Source organism: Streptomyces sp. NPDC057253, assembly GCF_042669125.1.
Lineage (GTDB): Bacteria > Actinomycetota > Actinomycetes > Streptomycetales > Streptomycetaceae > Streptomyces.
The window spans coordinates 25,113-43,716 of the sequence record NZ_JBHUXV010000082.1 but is presented as its reverse complement, the minus strand read 5'-3'; the positions used below and the strand labels follow the sequence as shown (position 1 = coordinate 43,716).

Sequence of the window (18,604 nt, the reverse complement as noted above, 5' to 3'; positions counted from 1 at the left end):
GGCACGGGTCGTGCCCCGCCGCCGGTCGGCCGTTTCAGGCGGAGGGGATTCCCTCCGGCGGGACCCTGAGGTGGCGGATCGCCTGCCGCCAGTGTGTGAAGGCGATGTGCAGGGAACCGTCCGGGGTCTGCTGGACGGACGGGTAGGACAGCTCGCGGTTCAGACGGTCCCGGGAGTTGTTGGTGAGGCAGTGGCCGTCGCCGGTGGCCAGGTCCAGGGCACGGGACCAGGAACGGCCCCCGTCCGGGGAGAGCGCGAGCGACAGGGGGGCGCGGGGAGCACCCCAGAACGCCGTCCTGTGCCCGGTGTCCGGCGTGCCGGTGGCGGGAGGCCGGGCGGGGGCCGTGGCCGTCGTCGCTGCGACGATGCCGGTGTCGTCGATCTCGTCGTACAGCGAGAGCCTGCGGGCCACGGCGTCCGCCGCGCTGCTGTGGTTGTAGACGAGGGCGAGCCGGCCGTCGGCGAGCGGCACGAACTGGATGGAGGAGTTGTTGTTGGGCAGCTCCGTGGCCTCCGGCTCGGTCCAGGTCTCCCCGCCGTCGTACGAGTAGGAGCGGTGGATCCGGTCCGCCCAGCGGCTGCGGAACAGGGCGAGCAGACCGCCGTCGCCCACTGGGTGGACGTTCATGTGGACCTGGCCCGTCGATCCGGGGACCGGGCGTTCCCGCCAGGTGCGCCCCGCGTCGTCGCTGATCATGACGGAGCTGGTGTCCAGGTCGCCCACCCACTTCCGGCCGGGTTCCGCCACGCAGTGGAAGACGGGCAGCAGCAGCCGTCCGGACGACGGGACGACGATGGGCTGGCGGATGAACACCCCGCCGCGGTCGGTCGCCGGGAAGAGGGTGCGGGGCCGGTCCCAGGTGGTGCCTCCGTCCGCCGAGACGCGCATCCGTACCTCGGCGGTGTCCTGGTCGCCGGCCCGCTGCGCGGTGTAGAGCAGCCACAGCTCGCCCGAGGGGGCCGGGAACAGCAGCGGGTTCTGCTCGGAACGCGTCGCGTCGTCGGAGAGCCGGACCGGCCTGCTCCAGGAGTCTCCGGAGGGGTCCAGCCTGGACATCCACACGGAGATGTCGGACACGCCTTCCTGCGTACCGGCGAACCAGACACAGGCGAGACCGCCGTCGGGCAGCACGGTCAGGTTGGCGGCGTGGTTCTGCACCGCCGGCGCGGACAGGAACGCCTCCGCGTGGCCCGGACCGCCGTCACACGGGCGTACGACGCCGTCGGTGCGCGGGGAGGACGCCGGTGTCCGTGAGGTTGGGGTGTCCATCAGGTCGGTGCTCCTTGACTGCGGGACCGCTGTCTCGCGGGGTGGTACGGGGGGCGGGCGGTCATGGAGGAAGCGCGGGCCCGGGTGGAACGGCCGGCACGGGTGTCAGCCCCGGTTCCCCTGGCGGGCGGCTTCGAGGTGGGTCGTCGCGATCTGCTGAAGGTGGACGAGGTCGCAGGCGACCGTGGCGTAGGTGAACCCCTCGGCCAGCCGCACGGCCGCGGTGGCGCCGTCGGGGGTGTGGATTCCGGCGGCGATGCCGGCGGCTTCCGCGGCCTTGCGGACCCGGGCCAGGGCGGCTTCGAAGTCGGCGTGGACGGCCGGGTCACCGGTGGTGGCGCCGCCGATGGCCAGCCGCAGGTCGGAGGGGCCGACGTAGACACCGTCGAGACCGGGCGTCGCGCAGATCGCCTCGACGTCGGCGAGGCCGTCGGCGGTCTCGATCATGGCGAGGACCACGGTCTGCAGGTGCGCGTCGGCGGGGTCGGGGCCGATGCGCAGCTGGGAGCGCATCGGGCCGTAGGAGCGGCGTCCCAGGGGCGGGTAGCGGACGGCGGCGACCGCGTCCGCGGCGTCCCGGGCGCTGTCGACGAGCGGGACGATGACCCCGGCGGCGCCCGCGTCGAGCGCCCGGCCGATCGGGGCGGGGTCGTTGGCCTCGACGCGGACCATGCCGACGGCGGTGGAGCCCTGGGTGTCCACCGCCATGAGGTTGTTCAGCATGCCCTGGTAGCCGAACAGGCCGTGCTGGGCGTCGAAGGCGAGGTAGTCGTAGCCGAGCCGCGCCAGACGTTCGGCGGCGACCGGCGCGTCGAGCAGCGACCAGTAGCCGACGAGGGGTTGCCGGCCGCGGAGTGCCGCGGCGAACTCTGCTGGGGTCATGGGGTCTTCTCCGTACGAGGTCACGGGCGGTCGGTACCGGGGCGGACGCGGGCGGTCGCCGGGCCGTCACCGGGCGGCCGTTCGGCGGTCGGCCGGTCGGCCGTCACCGGTTGTAGGCCGGCATCGGGCCGCGCAGCCGGGCGCCCACCTGGGCGCATGCCTCGGTCACGTCGGCCGGGAGGGGTCCGGCCGAGGCGGCGGCGATGTTGGCGAGCAGATGCCCGGTCCTGGAACCGCCGAGCAGGAGCGCGTCGGTGGAGGGGCGGTCGAGGAGCCAGCGCAGGGCGAGTTCGGTGAGGGGGATTCCGGCGCCGTCGGCGATGCGGGCCAGGTCGGCGACGGCGTGGAACAGTTCCTCGTTCCAGTAGCGCTGCCGGTACATGGCGGCGAGCCCGGAGTCGCCGAAGCGGCCGGTGGCGGGGTTCTGGTCGAAACGGTGCCGTCCGGTGAGGAGGCCGCCGCCGAGGGGGTTGTAGACCATGGTGCGCAGACCGGTGACGGCCGCGTACTCGACGTACTCCTCCTCGATACGGCGCGCGAGCAGGTTGTGCAGTTGCTGGGCGACGACCGGGCGGGGCGCTCCGGCCTCGTCGGCTGTCCGGACCAGCTCCGCGATCTGCCAGGCCGCGTGGTTGGAGACACCCAGCGCGAGCACCTTGCCCTCGGAGACGAACTCGGCGACGGTGGCCAGCGTCTCGGCGAGCGGAGTCGCCCGGTCCGGCTGGTGCAGATAGAAGATGTCGACGCGGTCGGTGGCGAGCCGCTTGAGGCTGCCTTCCAGGGCGGCCCGCAGTCCCGCGGCGGACAGCGGGGCGCTCTCTCCCTGGTCGGGGTGGGGGATGCCGGCCTTGGTGGCCAGGACCACCTTGTCCCGGCGCCCTGGCAGCAGCTCCGCGAGGATGGTCTCACTCGCGCCGCCCGCGTAGCCGTTGGCGGTGTCCACCCCGGTCAGGCCCGCGTCCAGGGCCGCGTCCAGCATGGCGGCGGCCCCCGCGCGGTCCACGGTGTCACCGAAGGTCATCGTGCCCAGTACCAGCCGGGACAACGGGACGGGGATGTTCGGCAGGAGGGTGCCGGTGGTCACGAGGGCGTTCCTTCCGGTGGGGGACACGGGGCGGGGGATGGACGCGTCGGAAGCCGGATCCCGCCCGGCAGGAGGGGATCCGCCAACTGCGCGAGCCGGGGGAACCGGGGACGGCTCAGGAGCGCCGGGCGCGTCCGGACACCCGGCGGGTACTCCTCGACCATACGGCCCACGAACGGCCGAGTCCGAGCACGGACAGCCCGCTCCGGGGGAATCGGACATCATCGGCCTCCTCGGTGTCCGGTGGCGTCCGATGCCTGTGGACAACCCGTCCGAAGGTGGTCGCCCAGCCGGAAAAAGGTGACACGATTGCGCGATGCGCGCAAGATGTCTCGCGTAAATCACGCAACTCATGTCATCATCGGAATCCAGCACGCCCGACCGAGCAGTCCCGAGGAGGTGCCTGTGTCCCCCTGGAACAGCAGCGGACCCGACTGCCGCCGCGTCCTCGCTCTGGCGGACGACCTGTCCGGCGCCGCGGAGACCGCCGCGGCACTGGGCCTCCACGTCAGGCTCGTCCTGAACGCCACCGACGCGGGCGGGCGCGGAGACCGTGCGGGAGGCGTCGCGCGCGGCCGGCTCCGTGCCCGTGCCCCGCTCGGCGGCCCCCCCGACGCGGACGACGGCCCCCCGGTCGTGGTCGCCGACCTGGACTCACGACGGCTGCCGTCGGCCGAGGCCGCGGGGGCCGTGCGCGCTGCACTCGCCAGAACCGGCCCCGGCACACTGCTCTTCAAGAAGGCCGACTCCCTGCTGCGCGGCAACCTCGCCGCCGAGACGGTGGCCTACGCGGCGGGCGCGCATGCCGTGGTGGTCGCGTTCGCGCTGCCGGCCGGGGGCCGCACCGTACGCGACGGCGTCGTCCGTCTGGGCGGTGTGCCGCTGCACCGTACCGACGCCTGGCGTGCAGAGGGCCGGCCGGCGCCGCCCTCGGTGACCGAGGCCCTGCGCGGTCTGGTGACCGAGGTGGTGCCCCTGGACTGTGTGAGGCGAGGGCCGACCGCGCTCACCGACAGGTTGCGGGATGTCGCCGCGCGCGGACTCCATCCGGTGTGCGACGCGGAGACGGACGCCGACCTGGACACCGTCGCCGAGGCGGTGCTGCTGTTGGGGCCCGGATACCGCCCGCTGGGGACGGGAGGGCTGGCCGCCGCGCTGTGGCGGCGGGCGGCGGCCCGCCCGCACCACCCGCTCGCCCGCACGGGACCAATGCGCCACCCGGCCGACCCCGCCGACGGGGAGGCCGTCCTCGCGGGACACGCCCCGGCCGACCCGGCGGCAGCGCACGGCCGCTCCGGCACGCACGGCCCGTCGGAAGCGGCGGGTACGGCGGCGCGCCGCCCCGTCCTCGCGGTGGTGGGGACAGCCGAACCCATAGCGGCTGCGCAGATCGCGCAACTCACGGCAGCGGGCGCCCGGCATGTGGCGGTATCCCCGGACCTTCTGCGTACGGCGGCCGAGGGCCGGGCGCCCGATGTCCCGCTGGCCCCGGGACATGTCACCGTGCTCGGCGTCGACGGCTCAGGCGGCCTCGGCTCCGGTGCCTCCGCAGACGTGGCTGCAGGGCTCGGCCGGCTGGTGGCCGCGCTGCGGACGCCGGCCGACCTCGTCCTGACGGGAGGCGAGACGGCCCGCCGGGTCCTCGACGCCCTGGCCGTCCGTGAACTCGTACCGCTGCGCGAGATCCACCACGGCGCGGTGCACTCGCGCACCCTCGACGGCCGCTCGGTCGTGATCCGCCCCGGCAGTTTCGGGGGTCCCGGGTCCCTGCTGGCCATAGCCCGCGCACTGGGCGCGGAGCTCTCTCCCTACCGCTAGCGGGCCGCACGGGGCCCGACGACCACGCGTTGCGGTGCCCGTCGGCACGGCCCCTCCCGCAGTCCCGCCCCTTCCTCCCCTCCCACAAGGAGAACCCCTTGAACGCACGTACCGCCGGAAGCCGCACGCTCCCCCTGATCGCGGTGACCATGGGCGACGGGGCCGGCATCGGTCCGGAGGTCGTCGTCCCCGCCGTGCTGGACGCCGCCACCCTCGCCCGCTGCCGCCCCGTCGTCGTCGGTGACGCGGACCGGCTGCGTCAGGCGGCCTCGCTCCTGGACATCGACTGCGAGGTCGTCGCCGTGAGGGAGCCCGCCGACGCGGAGTTCCTCCCCCGCCGCGTCAACGTGGTCGACCTCGGACTGCTCCCGGCCGACCTGCCCTGGGGGGCACTGTCGCCGGTGGCCGGCAACGCGGCGTACGAGTACGTGAAGCGGGCCGCCGAACTCGCGGTGGCCGGCGAGGTACAGGCCATCTGCACCGCACCCCTGAACAAGGAGGCGCTGCACGCCGCCGGACACCTCTACCCCGGCCACACCGAACTGCTGGCCCACCTCACCGGCACCGACGAGGTGTCCATGATGCTCTCCACGGAGAAGGTCAAGGTCATCCACGTCACCACGCACGTCGGCCTCATCGACGCCGTGCACCGCATAGAACCCGGGCTCGTGGCGCGGACCGTGCGCAGGGGCCACGAGGCCATGGTCGGTGCCGGGGTTCCGCAGCCGGTCATCGGGGTCTGCGGAATCAATCCGCACGCGGGCGAGAACGGTCTGTTCGGCTACGGAGAGGAGGAGGAGAAGATCGTCCCCGCGCTGGAGGCCGTCCGCGCCGAGGGCATCGACGCCCGCGGGCCGCTCCCCGCGGACACCGCCTTCTTCCTCGCCTCGCGCGGAGACTACGACCTCATCGTGGCCATGTACCACGACCAGGGGCACGGGCCGGTGAAGGTGCTGGGCATCGAGGCCGGGGTGAACCTCACCGTCGGCCTGCCCGTGATCCGTACGTCCGTCGACCACGGCACCGCCTTCGACATCGCCGGAAAGGGTCTCGCGGAGGCCGGTAGCATGCTGGAAGCACTGCGCCAGGCCGCAGAGATGTCCACCGGATTCGCGACCGCCCGCTGACCATCACCGCGCCAGTCCCTGGTGCCGAAAGGGAGACGACCGCATGCCCACCGCGTCCCAGGCCCGGCGTGACCGTATCCTCAAGCTGGCCACCACCACGGGACTGGCCAGCGTGGAGGAGCTCTCGCAGACCCTGGGCGTCACGGCCTCGACCATCCGCCGCGACCTGGCCAAGCTGACCGCGGAGGGGCATCTCGCACGCACCTACGGCGGGGCGGTGTCGCTCTCCGCCCACCCCGAGGCGTCCCTGCGCCAGCGCATCGGTGAGGCGTACGAGGCCAAGTGGGCCATCGCCCGTTGGGCCGCCTCCCAGATCGGCGCCGGGGAGACGGTTCTGCTGGACGCCGGTTCGACCGTGGGCGCGCTCGCCCACGAACTGCGCACGGCCAAGGGCCTGACGGTGGCCACGACCGGCGTGACGGCCCTTCAGGAACTGTCCGACGCGCCCGGGGTCCATGTGGAGTGTCTCGGCGGCACACTGCGTCCCCTCAGTCAGGGCTTCGTCGGTCCCCTGACCGAGGCCGCACTGGAACGGATGACCTTCGACCGCGTCTTTCTCGGGACGGACGGAGTCACCGCCGAGTACGGCATCTGCGAGGCAGACCTGCGGCAGACCCGGCTCAAGGAACTGATGGCCCGACGGGCCGAACACGTCTACGTCCTTGCGCACGCGGCGAAACTCGGCCTGCGCCCGTTTCACGCCTGGGCCTCCCTGCCACCCGGCTGGACCCTGGTGACCGACGCGACGGCGGATCCGGGCAGCCTCGCCGCACTGCGGGAACGGGGCGTGCGCGTGGTGCTGGTCGAGCCCGCACCCGAGGACCCGGCCGCGCAGGCCGCCGTCGAGCCGCTCCCCCGGTGACCGGACGGGCGTCCCGCCACAGAGGCATCCACCCCCACTCCTGACGGGATCACCGAAGCCCGCGCCGAACCGCGGGCAGCGCAGCCGACCACGAAAGACCGACGCCACGACACCGGGCGTCGCCGTTACGGAGGGGAACACCCCCTCGTAAGCCATCGCCGCCGCGGACGCCTCCAGCGCGCGGTCGACACCTCGGCGCGGCCGTGCCGAGGCTTCTCCGCGCCGCACAGCGGCCGGAAACCAGTGTCCGTCGACCTCGTCCCGCTCCGCCGCCGCACCGGCTCGGGAGGGTTCGGGGGCCCCGCCTCAACCCGCCCCATGCGTGAATAGCGCACCACGATCAAGCTTGCCTGCGCGAATAACGCAAAATGCGACCGATGCCTTGCGCATTTCATGCAGGAGTGTGCATGCTGACCATCCCAGTTCACCTCACGGGCGAGGTGCTGGATGTTCGGAAATGAGGACCAATGGCTGCTCCTACGAACAGATCGCGCCGCGCTCTCCTTGCCGCCGCGACAGCAGTCGGGATCGCCTTCGCATCGACCGCGTGCGCGGGCGGTGGCGTGAGCGCCGGCGGCGCCGACACCCTGACGATCGCCATCAACGGCGACCCCCAGAGCCTCGATCCGGCCAAGAACGGTTCCGGCCCCCAGCAGTTGGTGCAGTGGCTCTCCTACGAGCCGCTGATCCGCACCAACGCCGACGGTTCCTTCGCCCCGGCCCTCGCCGCATCCTGGAAGTACACGGGTACCGACAACAAGGCGTTCGAGATGACCCTGCGCGAGGGCGCGACCTTCGCCGACGGAACGCCCGTGACCGCCGACGCCGTCGTCAGGACACTGAAGTACTTCATCGCCACACCGAGCCCGTCCCACTCCACGATCGAGACGGTGTCCGACGTGAGCGCGCCGGACGCGCGGACCGTACGGATCGCCTTCTCGCAGCCCACCCCCAACGCCCCGCGCGTCTTCAGCCAGCTGACCAACTACGGCGACGTCATCAGCCCCGCCGGCCTCAAGAAGACGTCGGCGCTGGGCACGGCCACCTTCGGCGCCGGCGCCTACACCCTGGACAAGGGACAGTCGGTGTCCGGCGACCGCTACACGTTCGTCAAGAACGACAAGTACTGGAACCCGAAGGCGCAGCACTACAAGAAGATCGTCGTGCGGATCATCGGCGACAGCAAGACGGCCCTCAGCGCCCTGCGGACGGGCCAGATCGACGTCAGCACCGTGACCGAGCAGTCGCAGGTGGACCAGGCCGAGTCGGCCGGTCTGGACGTGGTCGCCGGTGGCAAGGTGTCCATCATGGTCTGGCTCCTGGACGGCAAGGGCCAGGTCGCCCCGGCCATGGCCGACCCCCGGGTGCGCAAGGCCCTCAACCTCGCGATCGACCGCAAGGCCATCGCGACCACGCTCGGCAAGGCGTACCGACCGCTCTCCCAGTTCGCCTCGCCCGGAGCCGAGGGCTACTCCGACGCCGTCCCGGCATACCCGTACGACCCCGCCCAGGCGAAGAAGCTGCTCGACGAGGCGGGTGTCGGCAAGGGATTCACCCTCGCCCTGGCGACCAACACCGACAACCGGGACGCCGAGGTCTCCCAGATCCTGGTCGAGCAGTGGGCCAAGGTCGGTGTCAAGGTGTCGCTGCGCACCTTCGACAACCAGCCGAGCGAGATGTTCGGCTCCCTGGCCGCGGGCAAGTTCTCCGCCATCACCTTCGCGGTCAGCATGCCGCTGAGCGAGATGGCCGCACAGCTGACGCGCAAGGCGGTGTTCAATCCGTTCGGTGTCACGGAACCCGCAGTGAACGACGCGTTCGCACAGTACGCGAAGGCCGGATCCGGCGAGACCGCCGAGGCCGCGAAGAACGTCGGCCAGGTGGTCCACGACGCCGCGCTGTTCGTACCGGTCGCGTCCGTCGAGCGGTATCTCTTCGCCAAGGGGGTCGACGGCCTCGGCCGCTTCGGCAGCTACGGCGAGTACGACGTCCTGAATTGGAAGCCCAGCTCCTGACAGTCAGTGGAGTCAACAAATGCGTCTCGCGTCCGTGATGGCACGGCGGCTCGCCTGGTCGGTGCCGCTGCTGCTGATGGTCTCCCTGATCAGTTTCGTGCTGGCCTCACTGGGCCCCGGTGACGTCGCCGGGGTCATCCTGGGCACCGGTGCCACCGACGCCCAGCGGGCGGAGGTCACCCGGCAGCTCGGCCTCGACGTCCCGCTGCCCGAGCAGTACTGGAACTGGCTGAGTCACGCGCTGCGCGGTGATCTCGGTAACTCGCTCTACAGCCACGAGAGCGTCACCTCGATGCTGTCCTCGCGACTGCCCGTGACACTGTCCCTGACCCTGCTGACCCTTGTGGTCTCCGTGGCCCTCGGGATCCTGCTGGGCGCGGTGTCGGCCATCCGGGGAGGTGCGGCGGCGCGGCTGGTCGACGCGTCCTCCCTGATGGCGATGGCGGTGCCGAGTTTCTGGTTCGCCGCCCTGCTCGTGGTGGCCTTCGCCGTGTGGCTGCCCCTGTTCCCGGCTTCGGGGTACGTGCCGTTCGCACTGTCCCCGTCCGTGTGGCTGAGTTCGCTGGTGCTGCCCGTCGTCTGTCTGGCGACGAGCAGCGTGGCGGGCCTCGCCCTGCAGACGCGCGGCCAGATGGTGGTGACGTTCCAGAGCGACTTCGTCCGCGCGCTGCGGGCGAACGGCCTGCCGACGCGGTCGCTGCTGTTCCGCCATGTCCTGAAGAACGCCTCCGGACCCGTCGTGACTCTGTCGGGACTCCTCGTCGTCTCGCTCCTGGGCGGAACGGTCCTGATGGAGGCCATCTTCGGCATGGCCGGCCTCGGCACACTGGCCGTCGAGGCGACCACCAGGCACGACCTGCCGGTGATCCAGGGCGTGGTCGTCTACTTCACCGTGATCGTCATCCTCGTCAACCTCCTGACCGACCTGGCACAGGCCGCGCTCAACCCGAGAGTGGATGCCGCATGACCCTCGACACCGAACCGGTCGGCCCGGCCGGGCCGACCGGACAGCAGGCCCGGCCGCACTTCCTGCGGGCCGCGCTCCGACGCCCCAGCGCCGTGGGCTCGCTGGCCGTCCTGACCCTCGTCGTCCTCGGCTGCGCCCTGGCCGGGCTCGTCGCGCCCTACTCCCCGCTGGCACAGGACTACGGCGCGGTGAACGCGCCGCCTTCCGGGGCCCACCTGCTGGGCACCGACTCGCTCGGCCGCGACGTGCTCAGCCGTCTGCTGTACGGCGGCCAGGTGACCCTCACCGGAGCCCTCGTGGCGGTGGCCGTCTTCACCGTGATCGGTGTGACGGTCGGTCTGGTCTCCGGCTCCAGCGGGGGGCGCCTGGACACCGTGGTGATGCGGGTGACCGAACTGGTCCAGGCCAGCCCGGGTCTCATCATCCTCCTGGTGGTGCTGGCGATCTTCGGTTCCAACGAGACGGCCGCCATGCTCACCCTGGGTGTCCTCGCCTCGCCCGTTCTCATCCGGGTGGTGCGCGCGGCGTCCGCCGAGGCCCGTACGGAACTCTTCGTGACCGCGGCACGTGTGGCCGGACTGACTCCGGGACAGGTGCGCCGTCGGCACATCCTTCCCGCCGTGGCCGGTCCGGCCCTCACCCAGGTGATGCTGTTCGCCGCGACGGCCATCCTGACCGAGGCCGGCCTGGGCTTCCTCGGTCTCGGCGTGCAGCCTCCCCAGCCGAACTGGGGCAACATGATCACCGACGCGCAGAACGTGATGACCGAGAACCCGTGGATGCTCGTTCCCACCGGCGGGACCCTGGTCGTGGTCTGCCTCGCGCTGGGGCTGCTCGGCAACGCCGTCCGCGACGCCTACTCCGGCCGCTCGACACGGCACGCCGGCCTGGAACTGACCTGGCGGTCGATGCGGGTTCCGACCCGGTCGCTGCCCGCCTCCTCGCAGCCTCCGGTCCCCGAGGCGCTGCTCTGCGTCCGCGATCTCTCCGTGACCGTGGACGACGGGCGGACCACTCTCGTGGACGGTGTCAGCTTCGACGTCGCGCCGGGCGAGGCCCTGGGTATCGTCGGCGAGTCGGGCTGCGGGAAGACCACGGCCGTCACCGCGCTGCTGCGGGTGACCCCGCCCGGTTCGCGGATCGCCGCCGCTGTCTGTCTCCTCGAAGGCGAGGACATGATGGCGCTCGACGACCGGGAGATCAACCGGGTCCGCGGCCGCAGGATCGGCTACATCTCGCAGGAACCCGTCTCCAGCCTCGACCCGTCGTTCACCGCGGGCCAGCAGCTCGCCGAGGCCGTACGCCACCACCGCGGGGTGGGCCGACGGGAAGCCCGACGCATCACGCTGGAGCTGCTGAAGCAGGTACGTCTGCCGGATCCGGACCGGGTGGCCCGGTCGTATCCGCACGAACTCTCGGGCGGGATGGCCCAGCGGGTTGCGATCGCCCGCGCGCTGGCGGGCAGGCCCCAGCTGCTGATCGCCGACGAGCCCACCACGGCCCTCGACGTCACCGTGCAGGCCGAGATCCTGGATCTCCTGCGGGACATCCGTGAGGAGACGGGTATGGCGATGATCCTGGTCACCCACGACTGGGGGGTCCTCGCCGACGCCTGCGACCGGGCCGTGGTGATGTACGCGGGCCAGGTGGTGGAGGAGGCCCGGGTCGCGGATCTCGTGGCCTCGCCCCGGCACCCGTACTCCCGGGCCCTGCTGGAGTCCAACCCCTCCGAGTCCACCGTCGGCGGGCGGCTGCCCACCATCCCGGGCCTCGTCCCGGACCCGGGCGACTGGCCGGTGTCCTGCCGGTTCGCCGACCGCTGCGCCTTCGCCGAGGCGGACTGCCGGGAGTCCGCCGTCACGACGGCGGACAGTGAGGACCGCCGGGTGCGGTGTCTGCACCCCGTCCCCGTCGATCTGGTCAGGAGCCGGGCATGACCGAACCACTGCTGGAGATCGGGTCGCTGACGGTGACCTACCGGGGCCGCCGGCGCCGTAGCGCCGCCCCCGCCCTGCGGGACATCTCCCTCAGTCTCGGCCCCGGCGAGACCCTGGGTATCGTCGGCGAGTCGGGCTCCGGGAAGTCGACCCTGGGCAAGGCGGTCCTCGGGCTGGCACCCGTGGTGAGCGGGACCGTCCGCTGGCGGGGGCGGGACATCACCTCCGCGACCGCGCGGGAGCGGCGTGCACTGAGCCGGGAGATCCAGGTCGTCTTCCAGGACCCCTACAGTTCGCTGAACCCCCACCGGACCGTGGGGCAGAGCATCCTGGAGACCCTGGCGGCCTCCGGTGAGGAGCACAGCCCGCAGGCGCGCTCTCGCGCGGCGGACCTGCTCACCCGGGTCGGGCTGGACCCCACCGCGTTCGACCGGTACCCGCGGCAGTTCTCCGGCGGCCAGCGCCAGCGCATCGCCATCGCCCGGGCGGTGCTGCCCGGCCCGTCGCTGATCATCTGCGACGAGGTGGTGTCGGCGCTCGACCTCTCGGTGCAGGCACAGGTGATCAACCTGCTCACCGACCTCCAGACCGATCACGAACTGTCCTATCTGTTCATCACCCACGACCTCTCCGTGGTCCGTCACCTCTGCCGGCGCGTCGTCGTCCTCGAACACGGCCGTCTGGTCGAGCAGGGAACGACCCAGCGGGTGCTGGACCACCCCGAGGACCCGTACACCGAGCGGCTCTGCCTCGCCGCTCCCGTCCTCGACCCCGATCAGCAGCGGACGCGCCGGGAAGCCCGCCGCGCCGCACAAGCGCGTTAGGCGGAATCCCCGTGCCCTTTGTGCAGATCGACGGAACCGACATCCACTACACCGACCAGGGCGAGGGCCGTCCCGTCGTGCTGCTGCACGGGCGCTCGGCGTCCGCGGCCTGTTGGGACTGGCACATCACACGGCTCTCGAAGCACTGCCGGGTCATCGCCTACGACAGCGTCAACCACGGTTTCTCCAGCAACTCGCCGCGGGACGTGCCCGAGCCCGACCGGCGCGAGGAACTCGACGGCTTCCTCGGCGCCCTGGGCCTGCAGCGCCCGGTCCTGGTCGGGCAGTCCCAGGGCGCGATGACCGTCCTGCGGTGGGCGGTCCGCAACCCCGGCCGGGCCGCCTCGCTCGTCGTGACCGGGATGGGCTGGCCCCTCACCGGCGACCACCCGATGAACCCGCTGGTGGACGGGCTGTGGATCGACTCCCGCGGCTTCGAGGCGGACTGGGCCGCGGGTCACCCGGAGGTGCCCGCGCAGTACTCACGCGTCCGGTCCACCGCGACCAGCATCGAGGCCACCCGGCACCCCCGCCCCCTCTCCCCCGGCGCCGCGGAGTTCTTCGACGAGGACTTCGGCGACCGGCTGCGGACCATCGCCGACCCCGTCCACATCGCCGTCGGCGACCTGGACTTCGCGGCGGCTCCCGCCAGGAACCTGGCGACGCTCCTCCCCCATGCCGAACTCACCATCCTGGAGGGCGCCGCCCACAGCGCCTACCTCCAGTCCCTCGACACCTTCCTCGACGTGGTGTTCCGCGCCCTCGACGACTGAGGGCCCGCCCCGCTTCCCCGCTCCGGCCCCTCGCCCGCCGGTCCGCTGCGAGGGGTCGACGGGCGGTTCGCGGCAACCCGGCTCCGGCTGGCCGCGCACCGCCCGTCGCTCGTCGACCGCGTCCACCGCGCCGGTGTCGGCCGATCCCGCACGCTCCCCGGTTCGGCCTCGGACCGTTCGCGGCGGACTCACGCCGCGGCCCGGTCACGCCCTCCCGTGCTCCGCTGCGGAATCCGCCAGGAGCCGGGCTCCGCGGCCGGCCAGGTGACGCCCGGCGAGGTGTCCGAAGACCATCGCCGAGCCGATCGGCGCCCCGGGCCCGGGGTAGTACGGGCCCGCCACCGAGGCCATGGTGTTGCCGGTGGCGTAGAGACCCGGAATCACCGCCCCGTCCGCGCGCAGGACCCGGGCCGCGGTGTCCGTGCGCAGTCCTCCCTTGGTGCCGAGGTCGCCCAGCACGAGCCGCACCGCGTGGAAGGGGCCCTGGTCGACCGGCACGAGGCACGGGTTGGGCCCGGTGCCGTCGGCGAAGAAGCGGTCGTACGGGTCCTCGCCCCGGTGGTGGTCGGCGTCGGCCCCGTCGGCCGCGTAGGCGTTGAAGGCACGGACTGTCCCAGCGAGCCCTGTGGCGTCGATTCCGGTGGCCGCGGCCAGTTCGTCCAGGGTGTCGGCGGTGTGCCAGAGACCCGCCTCCGCGAAAGACTTGCGGTCGGCCGGGACCACGACGATACCGGGCGGTTCCTCTCCCCAACGGCCGTCGAAGACCCACCACACCGGCCGGTCCGGCGAGTTGCCGACGTCGGCGGCGAGCATCGCGCGGCCCATGCGGTCGTAGGGCAGGCACTCGTTGGCGAAGCGGCGGCCGTGGCGGTCGACGAACACTCCGCCGCGGAAGCCCAGGGCGAAGTTGGCCGAGCCGTCCGGGAAGAGCACCGACGGACACCACCAGGACTCGGCGAGCAGCGCCGTGTCGGCCCCGATCGCCTGGGCGGCGAGGATGGCGTCGCCCGTGTTCGCGCCGGGAGCGCCCATCGTCCAGTCGGCGCCGGGCAGTCGCTGCCACTCGCGCCGCAGCCGGTGACTGGCCTCGAAGCCGCCGGCCGCGAGGAGGACACCCCTGCGGGCACGGACGCGCAGCGTCCCCTCTCCGCCGGAGGTGCTCAGCTCCGCGCCGGTGACGGCCCCGTCGGCGTCCGTGACCAGGGCGGTCAGGGCGGTGCGCAGGCGCGTCCTGCCGTGCCCGGTCGCCCGCAGGGCCACCAGCAGCCGGGCGATCAGCGCGCGTCCGTCCGTGAACGGTCCCTCCGGGCCCCGGACGCCGAGGCGCTCCTCCCAGGCCGCGGGCCGGACCGCCGCCAGCAGGTCGTCGCCGGCCTCCGGTGCCGGGTACTCCACGGGGAACACACCGCGCCCGAGCGGGAACCGGCCGGGGGCGTCGAAGTAGTCGGGGAACGGCCGGTGTTCGAAGAGGACGTCGTGGTCACGCTCCAGGAAGTCGACCGTCGGGCCCGCGTTGTCGATGTACGCGTCCTGCAGGTCGGCCGGGGTGCTGTCGCCGACGACCGCCCGGAAGTAGGCCCTGCCCAGTTCGGCCGAGTCCTCGACCCCGGCTCTCGCCTGGGCCGCGTTGCCGGGCAGCCACAGGCAGGCGCCGGCATACGCGGTGGTTCCGCCGTAGTGGCCGGTCTTCTCGACCACCAGCGTGTCGAGCCCGGCGGCGGCGGTCGTGCAGGCACCGGTCAGCCCGCCTCCGCCGGAGCCGATCACGAGGACGTCGCACTCCTCGTCCCAGTCGGTGGTCGTCTCCTCGTCGGTCATGTCCGTGACTCCTCGGTCGTGCGGGTGGCTGGGGAGGGAGCGATGTGCGGGGCCGGTTTCACCAGCGGGGCGCGGTGACGGTGCGCAGGTCGTACCAGAGCGGGAAGACCTCCCGGCGGGCGATCCGCCAGCCCTCGGGCGTACGGACGCAGGTGTCGCGGTAGCGGACCGGGCAGTACAGATCGGTGGCGTTCCCGTCGGTCCCCCTGCTGTGGTGATGTGCCTCCGCAGCGACCATCGCGGTGGCCGATCCGCCGCTGTCGGTCACCTCCGCCACATGTCCGCCGACGAGGTGGTGGACCCGGTCGAACCCGCCGAGGTCGTCGAACTCCTTGAGGAGTTCCGCCGGCCCCCGGCGCTCCTGCACCACGGATCCGTCCGGGCCGTGGATCACCACGACGCCGTCCCGGGTGAACACGGAGAGGTAGTCCTCGCGGTCCCCGCGATCCAGCGCCGCCGCGTAGCGCTCGGCCAGGGCGCGCAGTTCCGCGCCGTCCGCGCGCGCGTGGTCGGTGGGCCCGTGCTCGGGCGGCGGGACGGGAGCGGGCGTCATGGCGACTCCTCCGGGCGGTGGCAGGTACGGACGAACAGGCCGCTGGGGCGAGTGTCGGACCGGGACGGCCCGCCTGCCACGACAGGTCCCGACGACCGGGAGCGTCCCTCGCCATGACAACCTGAGCCAAGCAAATGCTTGGTCGCTTTAGCGTACCTACCTAGCGCTTGATTGGTCTTCGTCGCTAGGGTGTCGCCATGCCGATCCAGTTGGACATGTCGGGGAAGGTCGTCCTGGTCACAGGTGGGGCCAGGGGCGTGGGTGAGGGCATCGTGGAGGTGTTCCTGAGGGCGGGCGCGCAGGTCGAGACCTGCGGGCGCGGCACGCCGGGCGCCGCCCGAACGGTCGAGGACCGGGCGGCGCACTTCAGCAAGGTCGACGTACGCGACCCGGACCAGGTCGACCGGTGGGTCCAGGACATCACGGCCCGCCGGGGCCGGATCGACGTCGCGGTCAACAACGCGGGCGGCGCGCCGTTCGCCGACTTCGCCTCCGCCTCGCCCCGCTTCCACCGCAAGGTCACCGACCTCAACTTCCTCGCCCCGGTCTTCGTCAGCCGCGCGGTCTTCCCGGTCATGGACGCCCAGGACGACGGCGGCGTGGTGCTCAACATCAGCTCCATCAGCGCCCGGCGGCCCAGCCCCGGGTCCGCCGTCTACGGCGCGGCGAAGGCGGCCCTGGAGAGCCTGACCACCACCCTGGCCGTGGAGTGGGCGCCCCGGGTGCGGGTCAACGCGGTCAGCTGCGGGCTGGTGGCGACACCGGGGTCGACGGACCACTACGGCGACGCGGAGCAGACCGCCCGCGTCGCGGCGACCATCCCGCGCGGGGTCTTCGCCCGGCCCGACGACATCGGCGGGGCCTGTCTGCTGCTCGCCTCCCCGCTCGCCGCGCACATCACCGGCGCCGTGCTGAACGTGGACGGCGGGGGCGAGTGGCCGGCCTTCCTCCAGCACTCGCCCAACACCGGTGTGCTGGCCGCGAGGTCACGCGAACGATGAATCCCGACCACCAAGGGGAGTCCCCATGCCCGAAGCAGTGATCGTGTCCGCCGCGCGCTCCCCCATCGGGCGGGCGCACAAGGGGTCGCTCAGGGATCTGCGCCCCGACGACATCGCCGCACAGATCGTCGGGGCCGCGCTCGCCGAGGTGCCCGCGCTCGATCCGTCCGAGGTCGCCGACCTGATGCTGGGCTGTGCGCAGCCGGCCGGCGAACAGGGCTACAACCTGGCCCGGATGACCGCGCTGCGGCTCGGCCTCGACACCGTGCCGGGCACCACGGTGCAGCGGTACTGCTCCTCGTCGCTGCAGACGACCCGGATGGCCTTCCACGCCATCAGGGCGGGAGAGGGCGAGGTGTTCGTGTCGGCCGGAGTGGAGATGGTCTCCCGGTTCGGCAAAGGCAAGGCCGACGGGATGCCGGACACCCGCAACCCGGTGTACGCGCGGGCCGCCGAGCGCACCGCCCGCCGCGCCGCGGGCGAGGGTACGGACTGGGCCGATCCGCGGGTTGCCGGTGACCTGCCCGACGTCTACATCGGGATGGGCGACACCGCCGAGAACGTGGCGCTGATGTGCGGGGTGTCACGGCGCGAGCAGGACGAGTTCGCGGTCCGCAGCCAGCAGTTGGCGGAGGCGGCCGACGCGCGGGGCTTCTGGAAGCGGGACATCACGCCGGTGACCCTTCCGGACGGCAGCGTGGTCGCCGCCGACGACGGGCCCCGCAAGGGGGTGACGCTGGAGAAGGTGTCGGCGCTCAAGCCGGTGTTCCGGCCGGACGGGACCGTCACCGCCGCCAACTGCTGCCCGCTGAACGACGGGGCGGCGGCCCTGGTCGTGATGAGCGACCGCCGCGCGAGCGAGCTGGGCCTCGCCCCGCTGGCGCGGATCGTCTCCACCGGGGTCTCCGCGCTCAGCCCGGAGATCATGGGCCTCGGGCCGGTGGAGGCGAGCCGTGAGGCGCTGCACCGGGCCGGGCTTACGGTGGGCGACATCGACCTGTTCGAGTTCAACGAGGCGTTCGCGGCCCAGGTCATCCCCTCCGTACGGCAGTTGGGGGCCGACCCGGAGCGGGTCAACGTCAACGGCGGCGCGATCGCGCTCGGTCACCCCTTCGGCATGACGGGGGCCCGGATCACCACGACACTGATCCACGCCCTGCGGGAGCGGGACGGCCGGTTCGGCCTGGAGGCCATGTGCGTGGCCGGGGGCCAGGGCATGGCTATGGTGATCGAGCGGCTCGGCTGAGCGGTTGGCGGGTGGCCGGGCCCGCAGGGTCATGTGCCGGGGGCGGGCGTGCGTCCGGGGCGGTCGGGAGCTCGGCCGAAACCGGCTGCCCGGCGGCTCGCGGAGTGGTCCGGCCGCCCGTCGTCAGGTGGTCCCGCCCGGACGACGGGCGGGGGCCGTATGCGCGGTCGTGATGACCGAGCGACTCGGCTGAGCGGCACAGCGGTTGTCCTCCGGTCCAGGTGAGCGTCGGCCGCACGGCAGCGCCGCGCCGGTCGTCCGCCGTCCGCCGTCCGCCGTCTGCCGACCAATCGCCGTGCCGTCCCGCACAGGCACAGGCCGTTTCCGGCAGCCATGGAGACCGAGCGGCCGGATCGACCGGTGCAGCCGCACGACCGGCGCGCGTCCCGCTCGCACGACAGACGCGCGCCCGTGTCCCCGGCCATGG

15 protein-coding genes are annotated in these 18,604 nt (G+C 72.7%); 10 read left to right on the top strand and 5 right to left on the bottom strand.

Annotated features, from left to right (window positions below; translation table 11 throughout):
• Window positions 1-34: 34 nt before the first annotated feature.
• The 3 genes from ACFULQ_RS33900 to ACFULQ_RS33890 form a co-directional block, all read right to left on the bottom strand.
• The gene (locus ACFULQ_RS33900; RefSeq protein ID WP_383551382.1) at window positions 35-1,270 is read right to left on the bottom strand and encodes an exo-alpha-sialidase; all 1,236 of its coding nucleotides are present in this window, start codon (window positions 1,268-1,270) and stop codon (window positions 35-37) included.
• Window positions 1,271-1,375: 105 nt separating this feature from the next.
• On the bottom strand, window positions 1,376-2,152 hold the full coding sequence (locus ACFULQ_RS33895) for an HpcH/HpaI aldolase/citrate lyase family protein (RefSeq protein WP_383551380.1): 777 nt from the start codon (window positions 2,150-2,152) through the stop codon (window positions 1,376-1,378).
• 103 nt (window positions 2,153-2,255) lie between these two features.
• Window positions 2,256-3,236, bottom strand: coding sequence for an aldo/keto reductase (locus ACFULQ_RS33890; protein ID WP_383551378.1), 981 nt, complete (start codon window positions 3,234-3,236; stop codon window positions 2,256-2,258).
• A 405-nt stretch (window positions 3,237-3,641) separates the two neighbouring features.
• Between ACFULQ_RS33890 and ACFULQ_RS33885 the strand changes: the two genes are divergently transcribed.
• The 8 genes from ACFULQ_RS33885 to ACFULQ_RS33850 all read left to right on the top strand — a co-directional run bounded on the left by ACFULQ_RS33885 (window position 3,642) and on the right by ACFULQ_RS33850 (window position 13,559).
• On the top strand, window positions 3,642-5,054 hold the full coding sequence (locus ACFULQ_RS33885) for a four-carbon acid sugar kinase family protein (protein ID WP_383551376.1): 1,413 nt from the start codon (window positions 3,642-3,644) through the stop codon (window positions 5,052-5,054).
• A gap of 98 nt (window positions 5,055-5,152) precedes the next feature.
• Window positions 5,153-6,181 (top strand): 4-hydroxythreonine-4-phosphate dehydrogenase PdxA, encoded by a 1,029-nt coding sequence (pdxA, locus tag ACFULQ_RS33880; RefSeq protein WP_383551373.1) that lies wholly within the window; start codon window positions 5,153-5,155, stop codon window positions 6,179-6,181.
• Window positions 6,182-6,224: 43 nt separating this feature from the next.
• On the top strand, window positions 6,225-7,043 hold the full coding sequence (locus ACFULQ_RS33875; protein ID WP_383551371.1) for a DeoR/GlpR family DNA-binding transcription regulator: 819 nt from the start codon (window positions 6,225-6,227) through the stop codon (window positions 7,041-7,043).
• Between the two features lie 563 nt (window positions 7,044-7,606).
• Window positions 7,607-9,058 (top strand): ABC transporter substrate-binding protein, encoded by a 1,452-nt coding sequence (locus ACFULQ_RS33870; RefSeq protein ID WP_383551369.1) that lies wholly within the window; start codon window positions 7,607-7,609, stop codon window positions 9,056-9,058.
• Between the two features lie 19 nt (window positions 9,059-9,077).
• Window positions 9,078-10,025 (top strand): ABC transporter permease, encoded by a 948-nt coding sequence (locus tag ACFULQ_RS33865; RefSeq protein ID WP_383551368.1) that lies wholly within the window; start codon window positions 9,078-9,080, stop codon window positions 10,023-10,025.
• The gene (locus ACFULQ_RS33860) at window positions 10,022-11,962 is read left to right on the top strand and encodes a dipeptide/oligopeptide/nickel ABC transporter permease/ATP-binding protein (protein ID WP_383551366.1); all 1,941 of its coding nucleotides are present in this window, start codon (window positions 10,022-10,024) and stop codon (window positions 11,960-11,962) included. Before ACFULQ_RS33865 ends, ACFULQ_RS33860 begins: the two co-directional genes overlap by 4 nt.
• Window positions 11,959-12,786, top strand: coding sequence for an ABC transporter ATP-binding protein (locus ACFULQ_RS33855; protein ID WP_383551364.1), 828 nt, complete (start codon window positions 11,959-11,961; stop codon window positions 12,784-12,786). Before ACFULQ_RS33860 ends, ACFULQ_RS33855 begins: the two co-directional genes overlap by 4 nt.
• A gap of 11 nt (window positions 12,787-12,797) precedes the next feature.
• The gene (locus ACFULQ_RS33850; RefSeq protein ID WP_383551362.1) at window positions 12,798-13,559 is read left to right on the top strand and encodes an alpha/beta fold hydrolase; all 762 of its coding nucleotides are present in this window, start codon (window positions 12,798-12,800) and stop codon (window positions 13,557-13,559) included.
• A 204-nt stretch (window positions 13,560-13,763) separates the two neighbouring features.
• Here the strand turns inward: ACFULQ_RS33850 and ACFULQ_RS33845 are convergent, their stop codons facing one another.
• Window positions 13,764-15,377 (bottom strand): FAD-binding protein, encoded by a 1,614-nt coding sequence (locus ACFULQ_RS33845; RefSeq protein ID WP_383551361.1) that lies wholly within the window; start codon window positions 15,375-15,377, stop codon window positions 13,764-13,766.
• A 58-nt stretch (window positions 15,378-15,435) separates the two neighbouring features.
• Window positions 15,436-15,930 carry a nuclear transport factor 2 family protein gene (locus ACFULQ_RS33840; protein ID WP_383551359.1) on the bottom strand — a complete coding sequence of 165 codons (495 nt, stop codon included), beginning with the start codon at window positions 15,928-15,930 and terminating at the stop codon, window positions 15,436-15,438.
• A gap of 197 nt (window positions 15,931-16,127) precedes the next feature.
• Here ACFULQ_RS33840 and ACFULQ_RS33835 point away from each other — a divergent pair, with 197 nt between their 5' ends.
• Both ACFULQ_RS33835 and ACFULQ_RS33830 read left to right on the top strand, forming a co-directional pair.
• Window positions 16,128-16,931 (top strand): SDR family oxidoreductase, encoded by an 804-nt coding sequence (locus ACFULQ_RS33835; RefSeq protein WP_383551357.1) that lies wholly within the window; start codon window positions 16,128-16,130, stop codon window positions 16,929-16,931.
• Window positions 16,932-16,956: 25 nt separating this feature from the next.
• Entirely contained in the window at window positions 16,957-18,177 is a 1,221-nt protein-coding gene (locus ACFULQ_RS33830) for an acetyl-CoA C-acetyltransferase (protein WP_383551355.1), read from the top strand.
• Window positions 18,178-18,604 lie beyond the last annotated feature (427 nt).

What these genes read in the sequence shown, in the direction of transcription:
- ACFULQ_RS33860 (WP_383551366.1), top strand. Translation starts at nt 10,022, where the DNA reads ATGACCCTCGACACCGAACCGGTCGGCCCGGCCGGGCCGACCGGACAG.
- ACFULQ_RS33830 (WP_383551355.1), top strand. Translation starts at nt 16,957, where the DNA reads ATGCCCGAAGCAGTGATCGTGTCCGCCGCGCGCTCCCCCATCGGGCGG.
- ACFULQ_RS33895 (WP_383551380.1), bottom strand. Translation starts at nt 2,152, where the DNA reads ATGACCCCAGCAGAGTTCGCCGCGGCACTCCGCGGCCGGCAACCCCTC.
- ACFULQ_RS33900 (WP_383551382.1), bottom strand. Translation starts at nt 1,270, where the DNA reads ATGGACACCCCAACCTCACGGACACCGGCGTCCTCCCCGCGCACCGAC.
- ACFULQ_RS33865 (WP_383551368.1), top strand. Translation starts at nt 9,078, where the DNA reads ATGCGTCTCGCGTCCGTGATGGCACGGCGGCTCGCCTGGTCGGTGCCG.
- ACFULQ_RS33845 (WP_383551361.1), bottom strand. Translation starts at nt 15,377, where the DNA reads ATGACCGACGAGGAGACGACCACCGACTGGGACGAGGAGTGCGACGTC.
- ACFULQ_RS33875 (WP_383551371.1), top strand. Translation starts at nt 6,225, where the DNA reads ATGCCCACCGCGTCCCAGGCCCGGCGTGACCGTATCCTCAAGCTGGCC.
- ACFULQ_RS33840 (WP_383551359.1), bottom strand. Translation starts at nt 15,930, where the DNA reads ATGACGCCCGCTCCCGTCCCGCCGCCCGAGCACGGGCCCACCGACCAC.
- ACFULQ_RS33855 (WP_383551364.1), top strand. Translation starts at nt 11,959, where the DNA reads ATGACCGAACCACTGCTGGAGATCGGGTCGCTGACGGTGACCTACCGG.
- ACFULQ_RS33835 (WP_383551357.1), top strand. Translation starts at nt 16,128, where the DNA reads ATGCCGATCCAGTTGGACATGTCGGGGAAGGTCGTCCTGGTCACAGGT.